This window comes from Pelovirga terrestris, assembly GCF_014773365.1.
Classification (GTDB): Bacteria; Desulfobacterota; Desulfuromonadia; order Desulfuromonadales; family Geopsychrobacteraceae; genus Pelovirga; species Pelovirga terrestris.
The window spans coordinates 136,709-160,358 of sequence record NZ_JACWUN010000005.1 but is presented as its reverse complement, the minus strand read 5'-3'; the positions used below and the strand labels follow the sequence as shown (position 1 = coordinate 160,358).

At 53.5% G+C, this 23,650-nt stretch carries 17 protein-coding genes, 5 tRNA genes and 1 pseudogene; 20 read left to right on the top strand and 3 right to left on the bottom strand.

The window, feature by feature from the left end:
• Window positions 1-20: 20 nt before the first annotated feature.
• The 3 genes and pseudogenes from malQ to rlmD form a co-directional block, all read right to left on the bottom strand.
• The gene (malQ, locus tag ICT70_RS06185) at window positions 21-1,523 is read right to left on the bottom strand and encodes a 4-alpha-glucanotransferase (RefSeq protein ID WP_191154522.1); all 1,503 of its coding nucleotides are present in this window, start codon (window positions 1,521-1,523) and stop codon (window positions 21-23) included.
• 125 nt (window positions 1,524-1,648) lie between these two features.
• Entirely contained in the window at window positions 1,649-2,242 is a 594-nt protein-coding gene (gene yedF / locus ICT70_RS06180) for a sulfurtransferase-like selenium metabolism protein YedF (RefSeq protein WP_191154521.1), read from the bottom strand.
• 155 nt (window positions 2,243-2,397) lie between these two features.
• Window positions 2,398-3,771 (bottom strand): annotated as a pseudogene (rlmD, locus tag ICT70_RS06175) (23S rRNA (uracil(1939)-C(5))-methyltransferase RlmD); the annotation flags it as partial.
• A 163-nt stretch (window positions 3,772-3,934) separates the two neighbouring features.
• Between rlmD and ispG the strand changes: the two are divergent.
• From ispG to rpoC, 20 genes are all read left to right on the top strand, one after another.
• Complete coding sequence (gene ispG, locus ICT70_RS06170; protein ID WP_191154520.1) at window positions 3,935-5,032, top strand: flavodoxin-dependent (E)-4-hydroxy-3-methylbut-2-enyl-diphosphate synthase; 1,098 nt, start codon at window positions 3,935-3,937, stop codon at window positions 5,030-5,032.
• Between the two features lie 190 nt (window positions 5,033-5,222).
• Window positions 5,223-6,941: a proline--tRNA ligase gene (locus ICT70_RS06165; protein WP_191154519.1), complete on the top strand. Its 1,719-nt coding sequence runs from the start codon at window positions 5,223-5,225 to the stop codon at window positions 6,939-6,941.
• A 39-nt stretch (window positions 6,942-6,980) separates the two neighbouring features.
• Window positions 6,981-8,207 (top strand): DUF4388 domain-containing protein, encoded by a 1,227-nt coding sequence (locus tag ICT70_RS06160; RefSeq protein WP_191154518.1) that lies wholly within the window; start codon window positions 6,981-6,983, stop codon window positions 8,205-8,207.
• Complete coding sequence (pyrF, locus tag ICT70_RS06155) at window positions 8,204-8,935, top strand: orotidine-5'-phosphate decarboxylase (protein ID WP_191154517.1); 732 nt, start codon at window positions 8,204-8,206, stop codon at window positions 8,933-8,935. The genes ICT70_RS06160 and pyrF overlap by 4 nt, the downstream gene beginning before the upstream one ends.
• Window positions 8,935-9,681 carry a 23S rRNA (guanosine(2251)-2'-O)-methyltransferase RlmB gene (gene rlmB / locus ICT70_RS06150; RefSeq protein ID WP_191154516.1) on the top strand — a complete coding sequence of 249 codons (747 nt, stop codon included), beginning with the start codon at window positions 8,935-8,937 and terminating at the stop codon, window positions 9,679-9,681. The genes pyrF and rlmB overlap by 1 nt, the downstream gene beginning before the upstream one ends.
• A gap of 153 nt (window positions 9,682-9,834) precedes the next feature.
• Window positions 9,835-9,910, top strand: a tRNA-Thr gene (locus tag ICT70_RS06145).
• 49 nt (window positions 9,911-9,959) lie between these two features.
• A tRNA-Tyr gene (locus ICT70_RS06140) sits at window positions 9,960-10,044 on the top strand.
• Window positions 10,045-10,162: 118 nt separating this feature from the next.
• Window positions 10,163-10,239: transfer RNA gene (locus tag ICT70_RS06135), tRNA-Gly, on the top strand.
• Window positions 10,240-10,273: 34 nt separating this feature from the next.
• Window positions 10,274-10,349: transfer RNA gene (locus tag ICT70_RS06130), tRNA-Thr, on the top strand.
• 118 nt (window positions 10,350-10,467) lie between these two features.
• Complete coding sequence (tuf, locus tag ICT70_RS06125; protein ID WP_191154504.1) at window positions 10,468-11,661, top strand: elongation factor Tu; 1,194 nt, start codon at window positions 10,468-10,470, stop codon at window positions 11,659-11,661.
• Between the two features lie 66 nt (window positions 11,662-11,727).
• A complete protein-coding gene (gene rpmG, locus ICT70_RS06120; protein ID WP_191154635.1) occupies window positions 11,728-11,880 on the top strand; it encodes a 50S ribosomal protein L33 in 153 nt (50 codons plus the stop codon).
• A 29-nt stretch (window positions 11,881-11,909) separates the two neighbouring features.
• A tRNA-Trp gene (locus ICT70_RS06115) sits at window positions 11,910-11,986 on the top strand.
• Window positions 11,987-12,025: 39 nt separating this feature from the next.
• Window positions 12,026-12,211 carry a preprotein translocase subunit SecE gene (gene secE / locus ICT70_RS06110; RefSeq protein ID WP_191154515.1) on the top strand — a complete coding sequence of 62 codons (186 nt, stop codon included), beginning with the start codon at window positions 12,026-12,028 and terminating at the stop codon, window positions 12,209-12,211.
• A gap of 20 nt (window positions 12,212-12,231) precedes the next feature.
• Complete coding sequence (gene nusG, locus ICT70_RS06105; RefSeq protein WP_191154514.1) at window positions 12,232-12,765, top strand: transcription termination/antitermination protein NusG; 534 nt, start codon at window positions 12,232-12,234, stop codon at window positions 12,763-12,765.
• Between the two features lie 42 nt (window positions 12,766-12,807).
• Window positions 12,808-13,230, top strand: a complete 423-nt coding sequence (rplK, locus tag ICT70_RS06100) for a 50S ribosomal protein L11 (protein ID WP_191154513.1) — start codon at window positions 12,808-12,810, stop codon at window positions 13,228-13,230.
• A 25-nt stretch (window positions 13,231-13,255) separates the two neighbouring features.
• Complete coding sequence (gene rplA, locus ICT70_RS06095; protein ID WP_191154512.1) at window positions 13,256-13,957, top strand: 50S ribosomal protein L1; 702 nt, start codon at window positions 13,256-13,258, stop codon at window positions 13,955-13,957.
• 161 nt (window positions 13,958-14,118) lie between these two features.
• Entirely contained in the window at window positions 14,119-14,637 is a 519-nt protein-coding gene (gene rplJ / locus ICT70_RS06090) for a 50S ribosomal protein L10 (protein ID WP_191154511.1), read from the top strand.
• A 61-nt stretch (window positions 14,638-14,698) separates the two neighbouring features.
• Window positions 14,699-15,076: a 50S ribosomal protein L7/L12 gene (gene rplL / locus ICT70_RS06085; protein WP_191154510.1), complete on the top strand. Its 378-nt coding sequence runs from the start codon at window positions 14,699-14,701 to the stop codon at window positions 15,074-15,076.
• Between the two features lie 201 nt (window positions 15,077-15,277).
• On the top strand, window positions 15,278-19,381 hold the full coding sequence (gene rpoB / locus ICT70_RS06080; protein WP_191154509.1) for a DNA-directed RNA polymerase subunit beta: 4,104 nt from the start codon (window positions 15,278-15,280) through the stop codon (window positions 19,379-19,381).
• Between the two features lie 79 nt (window positions 19,382-19,460).
• Window positions 19,461-23,618, top strand: coding sequence for a DNA-directed RNA polymerase subunit beta' (gene rpoC / locus ICT70_RS06075; RefSeq protein WP_191154508.1), 4,158 nt, complete (start codon window positions 19,461-19,463; stop codon window positions 23,616-23,618).
• The last annotated feature ends 32 nt before the right edge of the window (window positions 23,619-23,650 follow it).

The window sequence follows — 23,650 nt, the reverse complement described above, 5'->3', positions numbered from 1 at the left end:
TTGTGTGTTTTTTAGAAAATTTATGTGCTGATGCACAGGTCGCGACCGTAGAGATGTGTTGTTGCGCGGAGTCGCCGGCGCAGAGATTCATCCAGGGCGTTTTCGCTGATGCGCCATGACCAGTTGCCGGTGGCGGTGCCGGGGGTGTTCATCCGCGCTCCTTCATCAAGGCTGAGAATATCCTGCAAAGGGGTGATGCTAAGCCGGGCGACACTGGCCATGGCGGTTTCAACCAGCAACCAGGGCATATCTGTGGCGCGCGATCCCAGATATTCCTTCACCCGGCTTTTGACCCTGTCGTCGAGCCGGCTCCACCAACCCAGGGTAGTGTTGTTGTCGTGGGTGCCGGTATAAACCACCGAATTACGGCGATGATGATGGGGTAGATAGGGGTTCTTTGCGTCTGAATCGAAAGCAAATTGCAGAATCTTCATGCCGGGAAAGGAAAAATCATCCCGCAGTTGTTCGACCTCGGCAGTAATCACCCCAAGATCCTCAGCGATGATCGGCAGGTGGGAATAGCGCTCGACCAGCAGGTCGAACAGCTCTCGTCCGGGGGTGTCCATCCATTGACCGTTCACTGCGGTCGGGTCGTGGGCCGGGATGGCCCAGGAGGCTACAAATCCGCGGAAATGATCGACCCGCAACAGATCAAACAGGCTGAAGTTCCAATCGAACCGCTGCAGCCACCAGCGATAGTTCTGTTCCTTGAGCTGATCCCAGCGGTACAGGGGATTGCCCCAGCGTTGACCGGTGGCACTGAAATAATCGGGGGGGACCCCGGCGACTAATGTCGGACGCTGTTGTTCATCAAGATGAAACAGCTGGGAATGAGCCCAGACGTCGGCCGAATTCTCGGCGACAAAGATCGGCAGATCACCGAAGATCAGGACGCCGCGTTGTTGGGCGTATTGGCGCAATGCAAACCATTGTTCAAAAAAGACAAACTGGAGATACTTGTGCCATAAAATCTCGTCGGCAAGCTCCGATCGGCTTTGTTCAAGGGCGTCCCGATCACGGCATCGCAGAGGTTCCGGCCAGTCCTGCCAGTTGCGGAAGTCGTGGCGAGAGCGAATTGCCTCGAACAGGCTGTAATCGTCCAGCCAGTGCTGTTGGGCCTGGCAAAAGTCGCTGAAACGTTGATAACGCGATGTCTGCTTCTGACTATAAAAAATCTGCCATGCTTTGCGCAGCAGGGGGGTCTGGGTAGTAAAAGCAGCGGCAAAGTCACAATGGGTGGCCATCGCTGCCGGAAGCGGCAGATCAGCAACGTCAAGATCGTCAGTTTGGGCAAGATCAGCCAGACTGATCAACAGGGGGTTGCCGGCAAAAGCAGAAAAACAACTGTAGGGGCAATTGCCGTAACCGGTTGGATTGAGGGGCAGGACCTGCCATACTGATTGTCCGCCGGCGACGAGAAAATCAATAAAGTCGCGCGCCTCCTGTCCTAAAGAACCGGTATGCTGCGGCCCAGCAAGGGAGGTGGGATGCAGCAGAATGCCACTACGACGTTGTTTCAGCATGTTGCTCCCTGAGAGTGAGGAAGTAATAAGAGGGTTTTTATCTGGCCGTTTGCCATAAAAAATCGCATCAATCCATTATTTGTCGTTGGCGCTTTGACTTAAAAGTGCGCACCGGCACATGTCGCTCAGGGGGCAATGACCCGCCCGGCCTGATGCTGGATATCAACGATGTCAAGCATATTGGTGATGCGCCCAACCTTAAGCTGATCTTTGCGGTGGTAGAAATCGAGGCACAGGCCACAGCTGGCAATATCAACACCAGCGGTTTTGAGTGCCTCCAACGTCTCAAGAACCTCTGACCCACTACAAACCAGATGGATCGCGCTGTTGACAAACAGGATAGCTGCCGGCAGCGGATCGATTTCGAGTTGAGTCATGAGAAAGTTTTTCAGCAGCACCCGACCCAAATCGTCGTCACCGGAGCCCATGCGGTCGCTGCCACAATAAATAACGGTAGCTCCGATCGCGGCTGTCTGTGGCGCCGGGCCGGCGGCTTCGGCCTGCCCGGCCGACGGCAGCAGTTCCATACGATAACCGTCAGGAATAGCCACTGCGGTGGCTTGATAGCCCATTTTTCCCGCCAGGCGGGTGACATTGTCGCGGCAGACGTCGTCGTCAACCAGTACGGTCAGTTTGTCAGCAGCATTGGCCAGCATCTGTTTGCGCGTTTCAATAACCGGGTAGGGGCAGGCATGTCCCCGATAGTCAAACTCTAACATGAAGAATTCCTTGAGGTTCAGTTTGTTGCTTTTGACTCAGAAAAAGAGCAACAAATACCCGTCCCCGAGTTGATGGTCAGGTGATAATTTAGCACAAATTTTGTTGAAAAAGAGTGAATTTGATTATAAATGCTCAGCCAACCAGCTTACCCGGCAACCAGCTGGACCAGGGTTTCAATATGGGCGGTCTGGGGGAACATATCCACCGGTTGCAGCCGTTTGATCTGGTAACCGCCGGCCAGCAACTGTTTTAGGTCCTGCGCCAGGGTGTCGGGATCACAGGAGACGTAAATAATCTGAGCCGGGCGCAGTGCGACAATATGGCGGATCAACTCAGCCCCACAGCCCTTGCGCGGCGGATTGACGGTAACCAGGTCGGGAGTGCCGGCAAGACGCTCAAGTTCCGTCATCGCATCGCCGGCAATAAATCGACAATTGCTCAGCTGGTTAAGGGTTGCGTTAGCTTTAGCATTGCGCACCGCTTCCGGAACAATCTCGATGCCGATAACGTGCCGTGCTCCTTTGGCCAGGCTCAGAGCAATGCCGCCAATGCCGCAGAACAGGTCAACGACCGTTTCCCGGCCGCTCAGCGCTGCCCAGTCGGTGATCAGGGCATACATTCTGGTCGCTTGCCGGGTATTAACCTGAAAAAAAGATTCGGGGGCAATGTGCAGCCTGATGTCACCAACCTGTTCAATCAGGTCCGGATGGCCGAGGAGTTTGATCGATTCATTGCCGAGGATCACGTTGCCGCTGGAACTGTTGATGTTCTGATGAACACCGATCACCTCCGGCACCTTTTTGATCAGTTTTTTTGCGAGTTTAGGCAAATTCTGATAATCCCGGTCATGGCAGACGAAGGTCACCAGGGCGCGGTTGTTGTCGGGGCTGACCCGGATCAGCAGATAGCGCAAGAGACCGCGCTGGTGGCGCGGGTTGTATACCGAAACCTGCCGGCGGGCGACATCCTCACGCACGATGGTAGCGATGCGGTTGATCAGCGGATGGTGCACCGGGCACTCGGCAATATCAACAACGTCGTGGCTGCCGCGCCGGTAGAGGCCAAGGAGCAGTTTTTCCCGTTGGCGGGCAAACACCAGCTTGGCGCTGGTGCGGTAACCCAGGGTATCGACAGCGGGGAGCACCGGCAGGGCGGAAAAGCTCTCTATGGGAATCAGCGCGGTCAGGGCCCGCTCAAGCCGCTGTTGTTTAAATTGGAGTTGCGCCTGGTATTGCATGCTGACCAGTGGGCAGCCCAGGCAACTTAATTCAACAGGGCAACCGGGTTGGGCGGTGCGCGAGGGAGAGCGGCGCAGTATTTTGAGCAGGCGGGTAAAGATATGGGTGCGTCCCCGATGCTCTACCTCGGCCACCACCGTTTCTGCCGGAAATGCGCCCTGGACCAGGGCGGTGAGGTTATCTTCCCGGGCTGTACCGACTCCCTCGTTATCCAGCTCGGTAATGGTCACCTTAAGGGTGTCAAGTTTCGGACGCCCGGTTTTTTTCTTTTCAGGGGTTTTTTTCATCATAGTTGAGTGTCTGGCTGTCTTTGCCTGGTTGGAGAAATACGAGAATGCAGGCAGCACACTACTTCTTGTGTGTATTCGCTGTCAAACATTGTCGGTTGTCTGGTGGTTGGTGATGGGGTAAACTGCGCTGCGCTGCTTTATCTGTTCATGACGGAGGTCTTTTGTGGGGCGTAAAACACGTCAAATCAAACTTGGCAGGCTTCTGGTTGGTGGTGATGCACCAGTCAGCGTGCAGTCGATGTGCAGTACCGACACCAGGGATGTTACCGCGACGCTATCCCAGATTACTGCTCTTGAGCAGGCCGGTTGTGACATTGTCCGCTGTGCGGTGCCTGATCTGGACGCTGCCCGAGCGCTGAAACAGATTCGGTCCGGCTGTCAGATTCCGTTGGTGGCTGATATCCATTTTGATTATCGTCTCGCTCTGGCGGCAATTGATGCCGGCATCGACGGTTTGCGCATCAACCCCGGCAATATTGGTGAACGCTGGAAGGTGGCCGAGGTCGTACGGGCCTGTCAGGAACGGCAGATCCCGATCCGTATCGGAGTCAATGGCGGCTCGCTGGAAAAAGAATTATTGCACAAGCATGGCCAGGCCACCGCTGCGGCGATGGTTGAAAGTGCTCTGGGGCACATCCGCCTGCTCGAAGAGGAGTCTTTTGAGCAGATCAAGATCAGTCTCAAGGCGTCCGACATCGGTCGCACGGTAGCGGCCTATCGGCTGCTCGCCCAGCAGGTTGATTACCCCTTACATGTTGGTATCACCGAAGCCGGGACGGTATTCAGCGGCACCATCAAGAGTGCTGTCGGCCTCGGCGTTTTGCTCAGTGAAGGAATCGGCGATACCCTGCGGGTGTCCCTGACTGGTGATCCTGTGACGGAAGTTCGGGTGGGTTGGGAGATTCTCAAATGTCTCGGGTTGCGTGAGCGCGGGCCGGTCTTCATCAGTTGCCCCACCTGTGGGCGCTGCCGGATCGACCTGATAGAGATTGCCAATGATGTTGAGGCGCGGCTTCAGGACCTTCCCCTGCCGCTTAAGATTGCGGTTATGGGATGCGCCGTCAATGGCCCGGGCGAGGCCCGGGAGGCCGATCTGGGGATCGCCGGTGGCAGCAATGAGGGGATCCTCTTCCGGCGGGGTAAACTGGTGTGCAAGGTGCCCCAAGCAGAGCTGGCCGATACCCTGGTTGCCGCCGCCTGGCAGGAGGTTGCCGAGCGACAGGCAGGCAAAAATAGTCATATCGGCTCCAACCGTGGTTAAGTGCTTGCATTTGCAGGCTTCGTCAGGTTAGCTTTTTCGCTTACCTTAACCATTCGTAGCTGGTTGACCACTAGTCCGGCAGCCAGCAAGGCGGAGCCAAGTAATAAATAAATAAAAAAATCTAAGCCGCGGCGACATGGTTCGTCGCCAGACCGTTTTGGTTACAACTTCTAAATTTACAGGAAAAACCATGCGCTACTCCCAATATCTTCTGCCCACCTTAAAAGAGGTGCCTGCCGATGCCGAGGTCATCAGCCATCAGCTGATGCTGCGGGCCGGCATGATCCGTAAAGTCGCTGCCGGGATCTACAACTATATGCCGCTGGGATTACGATCTATTCGCAAAATGGAGCAGATCATTCGAGAAGAAATGAATCGCGCCGGGGCCGTTGAGTGCCTGATGCCGATGGCCAATCCGGCCGAACTGTGGCAGGAATCGGGGCGTTGGGAGAAATACGGCAAAGAGCTGTTGCGCTTCAAGGATCGCAAGGATGCAGACTTCTGTATGGGACCAACCCACGAAGAAGTGGTGACCGATATCGTGCGCAACACGGTTCGCTCCTACCGTCAATTGCCCCTGAATCTGTATCAGATTCAAACCAAATTTCGCGATGAAATCCGGCCGCGCTTCGGCCTCATGCGGGGGCGCGAATTTATCATGAAGGATGCCTATTCCTTTGACCTTGACGATGCCGGAGCGGACATCTCCTACCAGAAGATGTATCAGGCCTATCGCAACATCTTCCAGCGGTGTGGTCTGCGTTTTCGCGCGGTCGAAGCCGATAGTGGCGCGATCGGCGGTAGCTTTTCTCACGAATTTATGGTCCTCGCAGAGTCGGGGGAGGATGCTATTGTTTCCTGCGATTCCTGTGAATATGCCGCCAACGTTGAAAAGGCCGAGGTCTTGTGGACTGAACAGGAGGCTGTGGCGCCCGAGCAGGAGCTGCAATTGGTCGAGACACCGCAACAGAAAACCATTCAGGAGGTTGCCGCTTTTCTTGATCTGCCCGCAGCCAGGCTGGTGAAAACCCTGATCCTGCAGACCTCCGCGGAAGAGGTCGTGGCGGTGCTGCTACGCGGTGATCGTGAACTCAATACCATTAAACTGGCTAATCTCCTGGATGTTGATTGGGTCCTTCCGGCCGAAGAAGAAGTCGTGCGGCACGTGACCGGGGCGCCAATCGGTTTTGCCGGCCCCATCGGTCTGGATGCTCGTCTGATCGCCGACAACGAAGTCCGCACCATGAGTGGTTATGTCGTCGGTGGCAATGCTGTTGATCGTCACTATGTCGGGGTTTGTCACCCGCGAGACCTGGTTATCGACCAGTTTGCCGATCTGCGCCGGGCTGAACAGGGGGACCCCTGTCCGCGGTGCAAAAACGGGCGCTTTGAAAGCTGGCGGGGGATTGAGGTGGGGCACGTCTTTAAGCTCGGCACCAAATATTCGGAAACCATGGCAGCGACGGTGCTTGATGACCAGGGGCAAAGTCGGTCGCTGGTGATGGGCTGTTATGGTATTGGTGTCGGCCGTACTGTCGCCGCAGCTATAGAACAAAACCACGATGAACATGGCCTTAAGTTGCCGTTGCCGTTGGCCCCGTTCCAGGTGCTGGTGGTGATGCTCAATCCCAAGGATGCGCAGGTACGTCAGGCCAGTGAGGACATCTATGCACAACTACTGGAAGCGGGCGTAGAGGTTCTGCTCGACGATCGTGATGAGCGGCCGGGAATTAAATTCAAAGATGCTGACCTGGTTGGTATTCCGTTGCGGATCACGGTTGGTGCGCGTGGGCTGCAGGACGGGACGGTCGAGTTGAAAATCAGGACCAGCGGTGAACAGTCCGCACTCCCCCTGGCTGAGATTGTCCCCGCTTTATGCCAACGTATTGCCGCGGCCGATGAAACTTAAGGTGATAGGGCCGCAGCCAACCGCACGGAATCAGGCGGTATGACAGGGTTTCATGTCGATAAACAGGGGACGTTGCACGGTCTGCCGCCGGATGTCTGTCAGCTGCTCGCCGAAACACCGCTGGAGTTGCTGTCGGTTTCCGCCGGTCATCTGCTGCTGGCGGATCCCCAGGCCCAGGTGCTGCTGGCGGGGGTGCTGGAAGAGGGAGCAATCCCTGACTTGTTGTCTTATTTCAACATGTTCCGCAAGAGTGGAGTTCTCCATATTGTGCTTGTCGGGGGCAGCAAGTCGCTGTACTTCCAGCAGGGTGAGGTGGTTTTTGCAACCAGTACCTTTGAGGCCGAAGATATCGGTTCGGTCCTGTTTTCCCTGGGCAAGATTGAGCAGCAGGAGCTTCAGCATCTGCGCGAGCAGGTTACTGAGACCACAACGTTAGGCAAGCTGCTGGTTGAACAGGCATCGGTTTCCCCCAAGGATCTGTGGTCTGCCGCCCGCAGTGAAGTAGAAAATATCGTTTATAATCTGTTTAACGCAGCCCGTGGTGCTTTCTATTTTGAAGCCAAGGCGGTTGAACAGGAAGATATCTTGCGGCTGTCCATGAGTACCCAGAATATGATTATGGAGGGGCTGCGGCGCCTTGATGAGAAGGCCCTGTTCATGCGTAAGGTGGTCTCTCTCGACTATTATCCCTATGCTACCGGCAAAGAGGTCGGGGATCTTACCGAAACCGAAACGCGCATGCTCAACCTGGCCGGAGTTGGTCAATTCAAGGCGCGTGATCTGTTCAGAAAGTCAGGGGTGCGGGAGTTTGACGGCATTCGTCTTTTGTATGGCTTGCTGGAGCGCGATTTGCTGCGGATGCATGAGTCGTCAGGTACGGAAATTGATGGGATCCTAGGACAGATTCTGACGATTTATAATAGCCTGTTCCGTAAGCTCCATGTTCCGTTGAAACAAAACAATCCCGGTTTCATGGAAGAAATTGCCCTCGAGTTGCGGGTTTTGCCGCAACCTTATTCCTTTGTTTTGCGGGACGCCGAATTTCGTGCCGACGGCACCCTGGATGGTCAGGTCCTGGTTAGTAATCTGGACGGGCTCGAGTCGCGCGATAAAACCAAATTACTGATAGATTCTCTGGCAGAAGTTGCCTATCTGAAAAGTATGGCGGTCAGGCAGCAGCTCAGTGCTGAGCAGGCCCGTCCACTTATATCATGTGTTCAGGAGAGTACCGCGCAGGCGCGTGCTCTGGCCGGGAGAGATGAATGAACGAAAGAGCCAAGGACCGTTTGATTTTTGCCCTGGATGTTGATGATTTTGACCAGGCACGTTACTGGGTTGAAACCCTTAAAGATAAGGTCGGGGTGTTCAAAATTGGCAAGCAACTCTTTACCCGCTGTGGACCGGCAGTAGTAAAGATGGTGGTTGCGCAGGGAGCGGATGTTTTTCTTGATTTAAAATATCACGATATTCCTAATACCGTCGCCAAGGCGGCGATCGAAGCGACCCGGCTCGGTGTACGAATATTCAATGTCCACGCATTGGGTGGTGGGCAAATGATGCGTACTGCTGTCGAGCAAGTTGAGGGCTATTGTCATCAGGCCGGTTGCCCGCGTCCGCAGATGCTGGCGGTGACCATCCTGACATCCTCTGATCAGGCAACCTTGGCGGAAATCGGCATTGAGCGGCCAGTTGATGAGATGGTGGTGCGTCTGGCGCGATTGGCGCAGGCGTCCGGTTTTGACGGGGTCGTGGCCTCTCCTCGAGAGGCCGCCCTGATTCACGCCGCCTGTGGTGAGGATTTCGCCATTGTTACCCCCGGTGTACGCCCGGCTTTTGCTGCTGTGGATGATCAGAAGCGCATTATGACGCCGGCGGCGGCGATTGCTGCCGGGGCTACTGCCCTGGTGATCGGTCGACCGATTTCTGCAGCGGCTGACCCCTTGGCTGCAGCCGGACAGATTCTGGAAGAAATCAGCGCTGCGCTGGAGGGTTGATGGCTGATTACCTGTATGGTATTAACCCTGTAGCTGAGGCCCTTGCCGGTGATGGTCGGCGACCGCTGGAGCTGTTGCTGGTCGAAAACAGTCACCAGCAACGTTTCGAGTTGTTACGGCAACAGGCGACAAGGCGGCAGGTTGGCGTACGGCAACTCAGTCGCCATGATCTTGATCGCCTGATAGGTCATGATCGTCATCAGGGAGTTATCCTCCAACTCGAGCCTTTTCGTTATGTTTCTTTGCCGGAGTTGCTTGAGCGCGCTAATCAGTCAGAAAACGCTGCGTTTTTCCTGGTCCTCGATGGTATTACCGACCCGCATAATTTTGGCGCCCTGGTGCGTAGCGCCGAAGGGGCAGGCTGTCATGGCGTAATTGTCGCCAAAGATCGTGCCTGTCCGGTAACCCCGGTCGTTGAAAAGACAGCGGCCGGTGCCCTGGCTCATCTGCCCTTGTGTCAGGTCACCAATCTGGCCCGCACCCTGAAAGAATTTAAGCGGGCAGGGGTCTGGTGTTACGGCCTTGCTGGTGAAGCTGAGGCTAAAGACCTGTTTGCCTTCCCTCTGGACGGTCCTGTCGCTCTGGTTGTCGGTAGTGAGGGTAGCGGTTTGCGCCCCAACATCCGTAATCATTGCGATGCCCTGTTGGCCATACCTATGGAAGGTGTTTTGAGTTCCCTTAATGCTTCGGTGGCAGCGGGGATTGCTTTGTTCGAGATCGTCCGTCAGAGGCGACAACATCGCTGAGCCGGTCGCAGCAAAAGTTTTGTTGCTTTATTGTTGACATCATCCCAGCCGATGCTCTATAAGACGGCGCTGTCAGCGCGGAATAAGTGCCGGGGTGTTGCGAGGTTTTTTTCTTGCATTCCGGTTTTTTCTGGTATATAAGTCGCTTCTTGTGCTGGCGTAGCTCAATCGGTAGAGCAACTGACTTGTAATCAGTAGGTTGGGGGTTCAATTCCTCTCGCCAGCTCCATTAGGTAATAACGGGCTAGCCCGACAATTAAATAGATGCAGGTTCCCCTGGAGGGGTTCCCGAGCGGCCAAAGGGATCAGACTGTAAATCTGACGTCAGCGACTTCGGAGGTTCGAATCCTCCCCCCTCCACCATAAAAAACTTGCCGGACAAGGGTTCGTTAACTGTGCGCCAGGAGGCTGATAAGCCATATGTACTGGGGCAGTGGCAGGCCTGGCGTCCTGATTAAGGCTTATCGGCTGTAAATTTTGGGCGGGAATAGCTCAGTTGGCTAGAGCGTCAGCCTTCCAAGCTGAGGGTCGCGGGTTCGAGTCCCGTTTCCCGCTCCATTTTATGTCTCTGCAGAAAAAGGTAGCGCACCAGGCCCACATAGCTCAGTCGGTAGAGCGCATCCTTGGTAAGGATGAGGTCACCAGTTCAAATCTGGTTGTGGGCTCCATTTTTTTGCAAGATTACATGCAATGTTTTTCAGTGGTATTGGCTTTATCTTAGTTGCGGTAAGCAGGATATTTTTTATTAAGTAACCAGGTGTTGAGAAAACTAAGGAGGATTCTACAATGGCGAAGGCAAAATTTGAGCGGTTAAAGCCGCACGTTAACGTTGGAACAATTGGTCACGTCGACCATGGCAAGACCACCCTGACCGCTGCGATCACCAGGGTTCTGGCAGAGAAGATGGGCAAAGGTGAGGTCAAAGCCTTTGACCAGATCGACAACGCCCCCGAAGAGCGCGAGCGTGGTATCACCATCGCCACCGCCCACGTTGAGTACGAGACCGAGAACCGTCACTATGCTCACGTTGACTGCCCCGGTCACGCCGACTATGTCAAGAACATGATCACCGGAGCCGCGCAGATGGACGGCGCCATTCTGGTTGTTTCAGCCGCCGACGGCCCGATGCCCCAGACCCGTGAGCACATCCTGCTCGCCCGTCAGGTTGGCGTACCGGCGATGGTTGTCTTTTTGAACAAAGCCGACATGGTTGATGACGAAGAACTGCTTGAGCTGGTCGATATGGAAATTCGCGAGCTGCTGTCCAGCTACGATTTCCCTGGTGATGATATTCCGATCATCGCCGGCAGTGCCCTGGCCGCCCTCGAAGGGCGTGACGACGAGATCGGCAAGAACAAGGTTCTCGAGCTGATGGACGCCGTTGACAGCTACATCCCCGAGCCCGAGCGGGCGATTGACCGTCCGTTCCTGATGCCGGTTGAAGATGTCTTCTCCATCTCCGGCCGTGGTACTGTTGCCACCGGGCGGATCGAGCGCGGCATCATCAAGGTGCAGGAAGAAGTTGCCATCGTCGGCATGAAGCCCACCGTCAAGACGGTTGTTACCGGCGTCGAGATGTTCCGCAAGCTGCTCGATCAGGGGCAGGCCGGCGACAATGTCGGCATCCTGTTGCGCGGCGTCAAGCGTGAAGATATCGAGCGTGGCCAAGTGCTGGCCAAGCCCGGCAGTATCACCCCGCACACCAAGTTCAAGGCCGAAGCCTACATCCTGACCAAGGAAGAAGGAGGACGTCATACCCCCTTCTTCAAAGGCTACCGTCCCCAGTTCTATTTCCGGACCACCGACGTGACCGGGATTGTCGAGCTGCCGGAAGGCGTTGAGATGGTCATGCCGGGCGATAACATCGCTATGACGGTTGATCTGATCACCCCGATTGCGATGGATAAAGAGTTGCGCTTTGCAATCCGCGAAGGTGGCCGTACTGTCGGCGCCGGCGTTGTCAGTGAAGTGATTGAGTAACAACCTTAAGAATCAAGCTGAACTGATCCCTCCCGATCTACTCGGGAGGGATTTTACGAGGTAGCTATTATGCGTGACATTGTCACCCTTGCCTGCACCGAGTGCAAGCGCCGGAACTACACGACAACAAAGAACAAGAAGAATACTCCGGACAAGCTGGAGTTTAACAAGTACTGTCGCTTTTGTAAGCGCCATACAACCCACAAGGAAACCAAGTAGCTTGCTACAAGCTGCCTGGGTTCTTTTGCAGGCCAGTAGCTCTAATGGCTAGAGCACCGGATTCCAAATCCGGGTGTTGGGGGTTCGAATCCCTCCTGGCCTGCCACTTATTAAATAAGCTCCACCCAGTGAGGCTGACGGAAAAATGACTGGAAAACTGAACACATTTCTTGGCAATGTAAAAGAAGAATTACAAAAAGTTACCTGGCCATCAAAAAAAGATACCTATGGTTCAACCATGGTTGTCATTATTGTTGTCATGTTCTGTGCAGTTTATCTGGGAGTTGTTGATATGATTCTCTCGCGCCTGATCCAGGTGGTTCTGGGCTGACGGGAGTAAAAGGCTTTTTCATGGCAATGAAATGGTACGGCGTACACACCTATTCTGGTTATGAAAACAAGGTGAAGCTAAGCCTCGAAGAAAGAATTCGTTCTGCCGGAGTTGAAGATCTTTTTGAAGAGATTTTGATTCCGTCTGAAACGGTTGTTGAAATGCGCAAAGGCGAACGTAAAACCTCAACGCGCAAGTTCTTTCCTGGATACATCCTGGTTAAGATGGTGTTAAACGATGAGACCTGGCATGTGGTTACCGGAACGGCAAAGATAACCGGATTTGTCGGGGGTGGTGTCAATCCTCCGGCGATTCCCGAAGACGAGGTTGCCAAGATTACCAACCGAATGGTAGAGGGCGTCGAAAAGCCTAAACCCAAGGTAGAGTTCGATGTCGGGGAAACAGTACGGGTTGTTGATGGTCCCTTCCTGAATTTCACCGGTATTGTTGAAGATGTTAGGCCCGATCGTGGAACCCTGAAGGTCATGGTCAGTATTTTTGGTCGGGTTACCCCGGTTGAATTGGAATTCATTCAAGTCGAAAAAACCAGTTGAGTGTTGCTGGGGTAAAGGTTTTGGACGTTTAAGGAGTCGGTAATGGCCAAGAAAGTTGTAGGACAGATTAAGTTGCAGATCCCTGCTGGTAAAGCTAATCCTTCGCCGCCGGTAGGTCCGGCGTTAGGTCAGCATGGTGTCAATATTATGGAGTTCTGTAAGGCGTTCAATGCCAAAACTCAGGATCAGGATGGCTTGATTATTCCTGTCGTTATCACGGTTTTTGCTGATCGTTCTTTTTCGTTTATCACGAAGACCCCGCCGGCGGCGGTTCTTTTGTTGCGGGCAGCCAGCCTTAAAAAAGGTTCCGGCGTTCCCAACAAAGACAAGGTAGGGAAAGTTACCAGCGATCAGGTTCTTGAAATTGCTCGTCTGAAGATGCCTGACCTCAATGCGTTTTCTGAAGATGCTGCGGTGCGGATTATCGAGGGTACGGCGCGCAGCATGGGAATTGAAATCGCCTGAAATGGCGAGTGTGGAGTGAAAAAAGATGGCAACTGGTAAGAATATTAAAAGTTCAAAAGAGCTCGTAGATCGTACCCGCACCTATGGCATCGATGAGGCCCTGGAGTTGTTAAAAAAATCGGCTTTCGCCAAGTTTGACGAGACCGTCGAGGTCAGCGTGCGTCTTGGTGTCGATCCACGTAAAGCTGATCAGATGGTGCGCGGAGCCCATGTTTTGCCGAATGGATTAGGTAAAACCGTCAGGGTTCTGGTTTTCGCTAAAGGCGAAAAAGCTCAAGAAGCCGAAGCTGCAGGCGCTGACTATGTTGGCGCTGACGACCTCGCTGAAAAAATTCAGGGTGGCTGGTTCGATTTCGATACGGCTATTGCTTCCCCAGACATGATGGGCGTGGTCGGCAAGATCGGTCGTTTGCTCGGACCGCGTGGCCTGATGCCTAACCCGAAGGTCGGTACCGTCACTATGGATTTGGCCCGTGCAGTGCAAGAGGCAAAGTCGGGAAAGATTGAATACCGGGTAGAAAAAGCCGGTATTGTCCATGCTCCGGTAGGCAAGATATCTTTTGATCCAGACAAGCTTAAAGAAAATATTTTGTCTCTTCTTGATGCGCTGGTCAAAGCAAAGCCTTCCACGTCCAAGGGGATTTACCTGAAGAAAATGTCGTTGTCGAGCACCATGGGTCCAGGTATCCATCTCGACATACCTGCGCTTCAGGCGATGATTAAATAACACAGACTCTAAGTCAAAGACAGCAGGCATGCATTAGTGCATTTAATGGTTTTCCACCTGCCGAGGCTGCAGGGTGCTATGACAATAGGTCACCGCTCTCCCTCAAGCTGGCTTGGTCGGGACATGAAGATCCCACGATCTTAAAGAAAGGAGGAGAGTGAATGAACAGAACAGAAAAAGAACAGGTTGTTCAAGAACTGGCACAGCGATTTGCTGAGACTGATGCCAGCTTTCTGGCTGATTATCGAGGTATTAACGTTGATCAGGCAACCAGACTACGGCGTGAATTAACCCAGGCCGGGGTTGAGTATCGGGTTGTTAAAAATAATCTGATCAAACTGGCAGCCAAAGGCACTTCTGCTGAACCCTTACAGAGCTTTTGCGCGGGGCCGACTGCTATTGCCCTGGCAGGTGCCGATCCAGTTGCCCCAGCCAAGATTCTCACCAAGTTTGCCAAGGACGTTCAGGCTTTTGAATTAAAGGCAGGCGTTCTCGGTGGCAAGCTGCTCACCGTTGCAGACATTAATGCCCTTGCGGATCTGCCGAGCCGCGAAGAACTGTTGGCTAAGGCTCTTGCTTCAATGAATGCACCGGCATCCAACTTTGTTGGTACTCTGGCAGCGATTCCGCGTTCGTTGGTTCAGGTGTTAAATGCCATTGGTCAAAGCAAGGCTGCTTGACCAGGCGCTACTTAAACTTTAAAAAAATATCGCTACATACATATACCTTACGGAGGAAAAAATGGCTGCAGTAACTAAAGAGCAAGTTGTTGAATTTCTTGAGAACATGACCGTTCTTGAAATGTCTGAATTTGTCAAAGAATTGGAAGAAAAGTTTGGCGTTTCAGCGGCTGCACCGGTTGCAGTTGCTGCCGCTGCCGGTCCTGCTGCAGAGGTCGCCGAAGAGAAGGATGAGTTCGATGTTATCCTTACCAGTGCCGGCGAGAAAAAAATTAACGTTATCAAGGTTGTTCGTGCCCTCACCGGCCTGGGCCTGAAAGAAGCCAAGGATCTGGTTGATGGTGCCCCTAACCCGGTCAAAGAAGCAGTCTCTAAGGCCGAAGCTGAAGATATCAAAAAGCAGCTTGAAGAAGCTGGCGCCGGCGTGGAGCTGAAATAGCAATAGTACGTTTATAGTTGAGCATTAGCCAAGGTCGCAGTGCGGCCTTGGCTATTCTCGTTGTTTGGAAACCCTTGTTTCGGCTCTGATTCGAGAACTCAGATCGATGATGACGATCTGTTTTGCTACTTGAATCTCTGGCCTGCAGCAGGTGCTTAATTGTCTTAACCGGCCTTTTGATTTTGACCCGAAGGAGAAACCATGGCCTATTCGTTTGCGAATAATCCGCTCCTCAGGAAGCACTTCGCGAAGGTTTCGAATATCATCGATATTCCGAACCTTATCGATATTCAAAAAACTTCCTATTCCCGTTTTTTACAAGCTGACATCCCTGCCCCTGCGCGCAAGCAGGGTGGCCTTGAGTCAGTTTTTCGCTCGGTTTTTCCCATTCGTGATTTCAGTGATACCTGCTCTATGGAGTACGTATCCTATGATCTTGGTACGCCCAAGTACGATGTCGATGAATGTCATCAGCGTGGCATGACCTTTGCCGCACCGATGAAAGTCAAGGTCCGCCTGGTAACTCTCGATACGGACAAAGACTCAGGTACCCAGTCCATTCGGGACATCAAGGAGCAGGAAGTTTATTTTGGTGAAATTCCGCTGATGACGGAGAATGGTACCTTCATTATTAATGGTACCGAGCGGGTTATTGTCAGCCAGTTGCATCGTTCTCCCGGGGTCTTTTTCTCCCACGATAAAGGCAAAAGCCATTCCAGTGGGAAGGTTCTTTACAGCGCCCGCATTATTCCTTATCGCGGTTCCTGGCTGGATTTTGATTTTGATCACAAAGATCTGCTGTGGGTGCGGATCGATCGCCGGCGTAAATTGCCGGCGACAGTGCTGCTCAAGGCCTTGGGCTACACTACCGAAGAGCTGCTGAAGCATTATTACGATTTCGAAGAAATTTCATGGAACGGTACGGAATATGTCAAGCGGGTCAACTATGATCTGCTTGCCGGCCAGCGTGCCGCCACGGATGTTACCTCAAGCAATGGTGAGATTCTGGTGAAAGCCAACCGGAAATTTACTCGCGCAGCTATCCGCAAGCTTAAGGAAGAGGGGCTCGAGTTTGTTCCGGTCACAACCGAAGAGCTGCTCGGCAAGATTATTGCCACCGACATTATTGATGAGGCGACCGGCGAAGTATTGATCGAGTGCAATGCTGAACTGACCGAAGAAAAACTTACTGAATTCAAAGAGCGTGGCGTCCATGATTTCAATATCCTGTTCATTGATCATCTCTATGTCGGCTCCTATTTAAGCGACACCTTGCGCACGGATAAGATCGACACTGCGGAAGATGGTATTATTGAGATTTTCCGCCGCTTGCGTCCGGGCGATCCACCCACCGTCAAGACTGCGACCGCCCTGTTTGAAAGCCTGTTCTTCAACCCTGATCGCTATGATATTTCCGCTGTCGGCCGGCTTAAGTTGAACCACAAGCTCGGGCTCGAGTCTCCCCTCGAACAGTCCACCCTCACCAGGGATGACATCCTTGCTGTGGTACGCTACCTTATTGACCTGCGTAACGGCAAGGGGTCAATTGACGACATTGATCATCTGGGTAATCGCCGGGTCAGGGCGGTTGGGGAATTGTTGGAGAACCAGTATCGCGTTGGTCTGGTGCGGATGGAACGGGCCATCAAGGAACGCATGAGTCTGCAGGATGTTGACAGCCTGATGCCTCATGACCTGATCAATTCGAAGCCGGTATCTGCGGTCGTCAAGGAGTTTTTCGGATCATCGCAGCTATCGCAGTTTATGGATCAGACCAACCCCCTTTCCGAAGTGACCCACAAGCGTCGTTTGTCAGCCTTGGGACCGGGTGGTTTGACCCGTGAACGGGCCGGTTTTGAGGTGCGGGACGTTCACCCTACGCATTATGGCCGGGTCTGTCCGATTGAAACGCCGGAAGGGCCGAATATCGGTTTGATTGCCTCTTTGTCAACCTATGCGCGGATCAATGAATACGGTTTTGTTGAAACTCCCTACCGGGTGGTCAGCAACTCGCAGGTGACGAACGAAATCAAATATTTCTCAGCGCTCCAGGAAGAGGGCCATGCCATCGCCCAGGCCAACGCCCCGATCGACGAAAACAATGTCTTTATTAACGACCTTGTCAACGTTCGTCGTAATGGTGAATTTCTGCTCTTGACCCCTGACGAGATCACCCTGATGGATGTGTCGCCGAAACAGATTGTTTCGGTTGCCGCTGCGCTGATTCCATTTTTGGAAAATGATGATGCCAACCGGGCCTTGATGGGGTCGAACATGCAGCGTCAGGCGGTTCCCTTGTTGCGTTCTGATGCGCCGCTGGTCGGTACCGGCATGGAGCGGATTGTTGCCCACGATTCCGGCAGCTCCATCGTTGCTCGCCACGATGGCGTGGTAGAGCGGGTTGATGCCGAGCGTATCGTTGTCCAGGTTGACGACAAGGATATGGAAGAAACCGGTACCTGGGTCGATATCTACAATCTTCTCAAATTCAGCCGTTCCAACCAGAACACCTGTATCAATCAGAAACCGATCGTTAAAATTGGCGATCGGGTCAAGGCTGGTGACGTGATCGCCGACGGCCCATCAACCCAGTGGGGTGAGCTGGCCCTCGGTCAGAATGTCCTGGTCGCGTTTATGCCCTGGCATGGTTACAACTTCGAGGATTCTATCCTGATTTCCGAAAAGCTGGTTCAGGATGATCGTTATACCTCGATCCATATTGAAGAATTTGAGTGTGTCGCTCGTGATACCAAGCTCGGTAAAGAAGAAATTACCGATGATATCCCCAACCTAGGTGAGGATGCCCTGAGTGATCTGGATGAGTCGGGTATTATCCGCATCGGCGCCAGCGTCAAGGCGGGCGATATCCTGGTTGGTAAGATTACCCCCAAGGGCGAGACCCAACTCTCACCCGAAGAGAAGCTGCTGCGTGCTATTTTTGGCGAAAAAGCCGGCGATGTGCGCGATACCTCGTTACGGGTTCCACCGGGAGAGGAGGGCGTTGTTATTGGTGCCCGGGTCTTCTCGCGCAAAGGCTCAGACAAGGACGCGCGCACTGAGCAGATTGAAGCGCGTGAGATTGAACAGCTGCGTAATGATTTAAAAGATGAGATTCGTATTCTAAGAGCCTCTACCCGCAAGAAGCTGAGCTCGTTGCTGGTTGGCCAGACTGCTGCCGTTTCCGTCGAGGATAAGGACGGCAATGTGCTGTTGCCCAAGCGCCGTAAAATAACTGAGGAAGCCTTTAACCAGGTTCCTTTCTCTCGCATCCAGGACATCTCCATTGCCGGCAGCGATGACATTGAAAGCAAGGTCAGTAATCTGCTGGCGCGACTGGCTGAGCGCGAGCAGGCAGTAAATGCCGTGTTTGAGGACCGGATCGAAAAATGTAAACGTGGAGATGATTTGCCCCCGGGTGTCATCAAGATGGTCAAGGTTTATATCGCCATCAAGCGCAAGCTTCAGGTTGGTGACAAGATGGCCGGTCGCCATGGTAATAAAGGTGTTCTTTCGCGCATTCTGCCACAGGAAGATATGCCCTACATGGAGGACGGTACGCCGGTTGAGATCGTACTGAACCCTCTGGGGGTTCCGTCACGGATGAACGTGGGCCAGATCCTTGAGACGCATTTGGGCCTGGCTGCCCGTGGTCTTGGTAACCAGATAAAAAAGGTACTGGATGAGCAGTACAGCGAGGCCGCTCTTAAAAAGCAGATCAAGACCGCTTATGCTGATCCGGAACTGGACGACTTTATTGATGGTCTCGATGAAGATGACCTGCGTACTCTTGGTCGCCGTCTGCAGTATGGCGTGCCCATGGCATCGCCGGTCTTCGAGGGCGTCAACGAAGAAAAGATCAAGAACGAACTCGAACGTGCCGGATTCGCCAGAAGCGGCCAGATGACACTCTACGATGGTAAAACCGGAGAAGCCTACAAAGAGAAGGTTACCGTCGGCATCATGTACGTGCTCAAGCTCCATCACCTGGTCGATGACAAGATCCATGCCCGTTCCATCGGACCGTACAGCCTGGTCACTCAACAGCCATTGGGTGGTAAGGCGCAGTTTGGCGGTCAGCGCCTCGGTGAAATGGAGGTCTGGGCGATGGAGGCTTACGGTGCTGCCCATGCACTGCAGGAGTTTTTGACGGTTAAATCGGATGACGTGGCTGGTCGAACCCGCATGTATGAGGCCATCGTTAAGGGTAAGCACACCCTGGAAGCCGGTTTGCCCGAGTCCTTCAATGTTCTGATCAAAGAGCTGCAGGCCCTTTGTCTTGATGTTGATCTGTTGGAAGAAGAATAGTCCAGGGCGGTTTTAACCGGCTTTTGATTATATAGAATTTACAGAAACCCAAGCACTCGTCCAACAAGGAGGATGCGTTTTGGAAGATATTTTCAGTCTCTTTGAGCGCCCGAAAGATCCGTTGAGCTTTAATTCAATCCGTTTATCATTGGCCTCTCCGGATAAAATCCGCGAGCGTTCCTTCGGTGAGGTAAAAAAGCCGGAAACCATTAACTATCGAACCTTCAAGCCGGAGCGTGACGGTCTGTTCTGTGCCAAGATTTTTGGTCCGATCAAGGACTACGAATGCAATTGCGGCAAATACAAGCGCATGAAGCATCGCGGTATTGTCTGTGAAAAATGTGGGGTAGAGGTTATCCCGAGCAAAGTACGGCGCGAGCGCCTCGGCCACATTGATCTCGCCTGTCCGGTTGCGCATATCTGGTTTTTGAAGTCATTGCCGTCACGCATCGGCGCCTTGCTTGACATGACCCTTAAGGATCTGGAAAAGGTTCTTTATTTTGAGGCTTATGTCGTTCTTGATGCCGGCGACACTCCGCTGGTCAAGGGACAATTGTTGCCCGACGACAAATACCATGAGGCGATGGATGAGTTCGCCGGGCAGTTTGTTGCCGGCATGGGTGCCGAGGCGGTGCGTGAATTGCTGGCCGAGCTCGACATGGAAGAGATTGGCGAACAGTTACGCCTGGAGATGAAAGAGGCGACCAGCGAGGCTAAGCGCAAAAAGGTTTCCAAGCGTTTAAAGGTTGTTAACGCGTTCCGGCAGAGTGGTAATCAGGCTGAGTGGATGATTCTTGAAACCATCCCGGTTTTGCCCCCTGAATTGCGGCCGTTGGTGCCCCTCGATGGTGGACGTTTTGCCACCTCGGATCTCAATGATCTCTACCGGAGGGTGATCAACCGCAACAATCGTCTCAAGCGTCTGATGGAATTACGCGCTCCTGAAGTGATCGTACGTAACGAAAAACGCATGCTACAGGAATCGGTGGATGCGCTGTTTGATAACGGCCGTCGTGGTCGTGCTATCACCGGGCCGAGCAAGCGGCCGCTCAAATCCCTGTCAGATATGCTTAAGGGGAAAGGCGGGCGGTTCCGCCAGAACCTGCTTGGTAAGCGGGTCGACTATTCCGGTCGTTCGGTTATCGTTGTTGGTCCCGAGCTGAAGCTTCATCAGTGTGGCTTGCCGAAAAAAATGGCGCTGGAGCTGTTCAAGCCGTTTATCTATCAGAAACTTGAAGAGCGCGGTCTGTCCACTACCATCAAGAGCGCCAAGAAGATGGTGGAAAAAGAGAAAGCAGAAGTCTGGGATGTCCTTGAAGAGGTCATCAAGGAGCATCCGGTCATGCTCAACCGTGCACCGACCCTGCACCGTCTCGGTATTCAGGCGTTTGAGCCGGTACTGATAGAAGGGAAGGCGATCCAGTTGCATCCGCTGGTTTGTACTGCCTTCAATGCTGACTTTGACGGCGATCAGATGGCTGTCCATCTGCCCTTGTCCATCGAAAGCCAGATAGAGGCGCGGGTGCTGATGATGTCAACCAACAACATCCTCTCACCGGCCAGCGGCCAGCCAATTATCGTACCGTCCCAGGATATGGTTCTGGGTCTTTATTATATGACCAGAGAGCGGCCCTTTGTTATTGGTTCCGGTAAGATATTTGTTTCACCGGAAGAAGTGCGTATGGCCTATGACGCCGGTGAGGCCGATCTTCAAGCCGGCATCAAGGTGCGCATGGCAGAAGAGGATGGAGCTCCGCTGCAGTTAATCAAAACAACCGTCGGTCGGATTCTGCTGCGCGAGGTTGTTCCGGCGGTTATCCCGTACAAGCATGTCAATCTGGTGATGGGCAAGAAGCAGGTGGCTCAGCTGATTGATGTCAGTTTCCGCCTGGCCGGCACCAAAGAAACGGTTATTCTGGCAGACAAAATCAAGGAAACCGGCTTTCGCTACTCAACCATCGCCGGGGTTTCCATCTGTCTGGACGATATGGAAATTCCCGCCTCCAAGGAGGACCGCATCAGTGTCGCGGCGGACGAGGTTAAGGACATTCAGCAGCAATACACTGAAGGTCTGATTACCGATGGCGAGCGCTATAACAAAGTCATCGATATCTGGGCCAAGTGTACTGAAGATATCGCCGGCATCATGCTTGGCAATATTGCTGTCGACAAGCTTGTTTCTGAAGAAGGTGAGACCGTTACCGTACCATCCTTCAATGCTATCCACATGATGGCTGATTCGGGAGCGCGTGGTAGTGCTCAGCAGATTCGGCAGTTGGCAGGTATGCGCGGTTTGATGGCCAAGCCCGACGGATCCATCATTGAAACGCCGATTACCGCTAACTTCCGGGAAGGTCTGACGGTTCTGCAGTACTTTATTTCAACCCACGGTGCACGGAAGGGTCTGGCTGATACGGCGTTGAAAACGGCTAACTCCGGGTATCTGACCCGGCGCCTGGTTGATGTAGCGCAGGATGCCATCATCACTGAGCAGGATTGCGATACCCTTGATGGGATTGAGGTCGCTTCCCAGACTGAGGGGGGCGAGGTCATCGAACGACTTGGTGATCGTATCCTTGGTCGTGTGACTTTGGATGATGTTGTCGATCCGGTTACCGACGAGGTGCTGGTTGAAGCCAACCATATGATTGATGAGGCTGGCGTTGCCCGAATCGAAAATGCCGGTCTGGAGCGCGTCAAAATCCGTTCGGTGCTGACCTGTAAGAGCAAGCGCGGTATCTGTGCCCTGTGCTATGGACGGGATCTGGCCCGCGGTCACCTGGTCAATCTTGGTGAGGCGGTTGGTGTTATTGCTGCCCAGTCTATCGGCGAACCTGGCACCCAGCTGACCATGAGAACCTTTCATATCGGCGGTGCGGCTTCACGCCGTGCGGAGCAGACAGCGCTGGAAGCCCGCTACGATGGTACCCTGAAATTTATCAATCTCAATACCGTTGATGATGAGGCCGGTTTGCCGGTAGTAATGAACCGCAAGGGTGAAGTCGCTGTTATTGATGAGGCCGGACGGGAGCGTGAACGTTATTCCCTGGTCTATGGTGCCCACCTGACCCGTCAGGAAGGAGCATCGGTCAAGACCGGCGATATCCTGGCTGAGTGGGATCCCTACACGGTGCCGATTGTTACCGAGGTTGGCGGGACCGTGCGTTATGGAGATATCATTGAGGGGGTCACCATGGAAGAACAGGTCGATGAAGTGACCGGCCTGTCGCGCAAGGTAATCATCGAGTCACGTTCGGCTGACAAACGCCCGCGAATAACCATCAAGGGTGAAGACGGCAAGACCGGCAAACTGCCAAATGGCGGGCCGGCGCGCTATATGCTGCCGGTTGGTGCCAATATCGCTGTTGAAGAAGGCGTGCCGTTGCGTCCCGGTGCCATTCTGGCGAAAATTCCGCGTGAAACCACCAAAACCAAGGACATTACCGGCGGGCTACCGCGCGTTGCTGAACTTTTTGAGGCCCGTAAGCCCAAAGAGGTGGCGGTTATCTCGGAGGTCGATGGGGTTGTCAGCTACGGTAAGGATGCCAAAGGCAAGCGTAAAGTGATTGTTACTCCTGAGGTGGGCGAGCCGGTGGAATATCTGATTCCTAAAGGCAAGCACATTTCTGTTCATGAAGGGGATTATCTTCATGCCGGTGAGGAACTGGTCGATGGCTCCAGTAACCCCCATGATATCCTGCGGGTTCTTGGCAGCAAAGAGCTCTCCAAGTATCTGGTTGACGAGGTGCAGGAGGTCTACCGCCTGCAGGGGGTTAAGATTAATGACAAGCATATTGAGACCATCGTGCGTCAGATGTTGCGGCGGGTCCAGATTAATGATGTCGGTGATACTGTTTTCTTGAGTGACGATCAGATTGATCGCTGGGTATTTGAAGAAGAGAATGCACGGGTTCTGGCTGCCGATGGGCAACCTGCTATTGGTGAACCGATCATGCTGGGTATAACCAAGGCGTCATTGTCAACGGAATCCTTTATTTCAGCAGCCTCCTTCCAGGAGACCACCAAAGTCCTTACCCAGGCATCGATTCAAGGTAAGGTTGATGTGCTGCATGGTCTCAAGGAGAACGTCATCATGGGCCGCTTGATTCCAGCAGGAACCGGTGTGGCCAAGTACCGGGCCGCAGAGCTCAAGACTCCAGAGCCTGAAGTCAAGCTAGAGGCACCCCTTGAAATAGATGAGTCTGAGACGGAAGACACAGAGGAGCTGGAGGACTGAAGGTCTTGCGGTCTTTTTAGCTGCAAAACGGC